Raw genomic sequence first — 2,847 nt, forward strand, 5'->3', positions numbered from 1 at the left:
GAGTTTGCCGTCGACGTAGTCCAGGAGCCGGTCGTACTGGGCATGCACAGCATCGGCGTCTGGTTGGTCGTACACGGAGTGCAGCATCGCCTTCACCGCCGGCCACAGACTCTTCGGGCACACACTCATGAGGTTCGCGGCGTAATGGGTGCGGCACCGCTGCCAGCTGGCGCCTGGCAGGTTTGCCGCGATCGCCTCGACCAGGCCTTGGTGGGCATCAGAGGTCACGAGTCGCACACCGTTCAGGCCACGTGCGACGAGGTCAGCGAAGAAGCTGTTCCACGCGGCCCCGGTCTCTGACGTGGCGACCCGGAGGCCGAGGACTTCACGGCGACCGTCGGCGTTGACGCCGGTGGCGACGAGGACGACGGCGTTGATGACCCGGCCGCCTTCTCGCACTTTCATGGTCAGCGCGTCGGCTGCGACGAACGTGAACGGGCCCGCATCGCTCAATGGTCGGTGCCGGAACTGGTCGACGTGCTCGTCGAGCTCGGCCGCCATCCGGGATACCTGCGACTTCGACAAGGAGTGGATCCCGAGGGTCTTCACGAGTTTGTCCATCCGGCGGGTGGATACGCCGGCGAGGTAGCAGTCCGCGATCACGGTGATCATCGCGGCTTCAGCACGTTTGCGGCGTTCGAGGAGCCATTCTGGGAAGTATGTGCCCTGCCGGAGCTTTGGAACGGCGACGTCGATGGTGCCGACGCGGGTGTCGAGGTCCCGGTGTCGGTACCCGTTTCGTTGCGAGGTGCGGTCGGGTGAGGGTTTGCCCCACTCGGCGCCGACGACCGCGTCAGCGTCGGCGGAGAGGAGGGCGTTGATCATGGTTTGCAGCAGGCTGCGCATCAGATCCGGGGACGCGTCGGTCAGGGCTTCGCTGAGGAGGCCGGCAGGGTCGACAATATGTGGAGCGGTCATCGTGATGATGCCTTTCGAGTGGAGGTAAGAGACTTCTCGAAGGATCACACGGTGACCGCGTCCACGTCAGCAACGACGCTCACGACCACCATGCGCTACACCACTATGCGGGACTCAACTGCCTGAACTAGCCTTGGGTCGAACAATGGCGTTGGAAAATGAGGCCTTGGGTTGAGCCGGTGCCGCCGCGGTGCTTTCGAGGTATGCCTATCCTTGAAAAACTTCACTACTGGCGAATGCGGCATCTTCCGGTAGGAGCCCGACAAGCCTGGCCGGACATTCGTCCAACTCTATGTTCCGAGTCGAGAAGGTTGGGCTTCCAGATGTTGCGGATCCGAACGTGATCTGTTCCGACGAGCAGGTGTATACCTGACTCGGTCCGAGGGAGGCCTGGTTGCCTTCCGCTGCGGCGTCAGGACGCGGACCGGATGCAACGAAGAGCGAGTATGAAGCGGTTACGTCCGTCATAGTTACGGCATAGAGCACTGCGCCGCCTCCGTTCAGGTTTGGCAGCGTCATGTCAGTTCCGTCCCAGCGTTGGCCATCGAAGCTGTTCAGGTATCCGGCGGGTGTGCCCGCAGCTACATCGGATGGTCCGTCGAAACTTTTGATTTGCCTCCACAGCGCACCATCGATTCCGCTGTTGCCACCGCGGTATTCCGTTGCGCTGCACCCTGAAAGCGCCATTGCCACCGCGGTGCCGGAGAGCATCCATCCAGCTCGCGTCCAACCCATAGTCACGGGACCAAGCTTCGCATCGCCCCTCAAACCAAGACGGTGAACAGATGGCAAATATTCGAAGCGCTGAAGCCAAAGGAGGGACGGCTTACGGAACCCGCGTCAATTCCGCTGTCGCTGACGTCGGTGGGACCGCTACAGGGCAGCGGAACTGGCTTGAGTCGCCCTGTTTGGCCGGTAGACCCTGTGGTCGAGCTCTCACCGCGCGGCAGACGCAGAAGATGGCTGCGATCGCGAGGCATCGCTCTATGCTCGGTGCATGGACGGCAGCGACGATCAAGCCGAAGTCCCGCGGGGACGTGAAGACCGGCTGCAGCGGCTCGCCTTTGGTCCGGATTCGTCGGCCGCCGAAAGAGAAGCGGCCTTGAGCGAGCTCGCGAGTCTGCGGGAACGCGAGGACACGGCCGCCCGAGACGATGTCCTGATACAACCCATGGGCCCGCGCCGAACGAATCGGGCTTCTGTCTGGTGGGTCTTATCGTCAATCGTGAGCGTTGTTGCTGTGGCGTACAGCCATCTGGTTCGGATCATGTACACATTCCAGGTCAGCGACGCCCCGTTCCTGACGGCGATACCGCTTGGGCTCTTTGCCCCCTTCGAGACAGCAGCCGCTATCAGCGTCATCGGAAGCGCGGCCGGCCTGACCGTCTGGTTGATCTACGTCATCTCGTCAAGACGGCGGCGCATGGTTCCGCTGTTCGTCGCATTGGGTCTCTCTGCGGTCGCGCTCGTGAATGGTGTCGTAATCGTGCCCGCGTTGGTCCGGGAGAGCGGGGTCCGGCCTCTGACGTCGTCTGGCGAGTCGGCACCAGGCGCGTCCCTTGATCAGCTCTTCAACGTTCCTCAGGGTGATGGGGATTTGCCGGTGGCTGCGCTGCCAACCGACGTCGTCGTCAGCAGTGTTCACCGTCTTGGAGGTCTGACAGAGACCGGCCAGGCAGCGACCTACGGAGCGTTGAGTCCATCCGGTCAGGTCTGCCTCCTCGTCTACGACGAGCTCGGCGCATACGCCGAAACCTGCCGGTCGGTAGCTGAGACCACCACCACCGGAATCGAAGTGAAGCTGAGGCTGACCCCGTTTCCCGGACAGGTGGTTGGTTGGTCAGGCTGCCAGTGTGAGCTGGCGGCGTTCGTACTCTAATGGACTGAGGTAGCCGATGCCGGAGTGGCGTCGGCGGGCGTTGTACCAGC

General features: G+C 62.8%; 3 protein-coding genes. 1 reads left to right on the plus strand and 2 read right to left on the minus strand.

The window, feature by feature from the left end:
* Together B7R21_RS19355 and B7R21_RS20345 are read right to left on the minus strand one after the other, a co-directional pair.
* Nucleotides 1-918, minus strand: a 918-nt coding sequence (locus B7R21_RS19355) for an IS256 family transposase (protein WP_116284890.1), incomplete at its 3' end; no start/stop codon positions are given.
* Between the two features lie 207 nt (nucleotides 919-1,125).
* Entirely contained in the window at nucleotides 1,126-1,629 is a 504-nt protein-coding gene (locus B7R21_RS20345; RefSeq protein ID WP_172592301.1) for a hypothetical protein, read from the minus strand.
* A 286-nt stretch (nucleotides 1,630-1,915) separates the two neighbouring features.
* On the opposite strand from B7R21_RS20345, the gene B7R21_RS19365 reads away from it, so the two are divergent.
* Nucleotides 1,916-2,797 (plus strand): hypothetical protein, encoded by an 882-nt coding sequence (locus tag B7R21_RS19365; RefSeq protein ID WP_116284889.1) that lies wholly within the window; start codon nucleotides 1,916-1,918, stop codon nucleotides 2,795-2,797.
* Nucleotides 2,798-2,847 lie beyond the last annotated feature (50 nt).

The organism is Subtercola boreus (genome assembly GCF_003399625.1).
GTDB classification, from domain to species: domain Bacteria; phylum Actinomycetota; class Actinomycetes; order Actinomycetales; family Microbacteriaceae; genus Subtercola; species Subtercola boreus_C.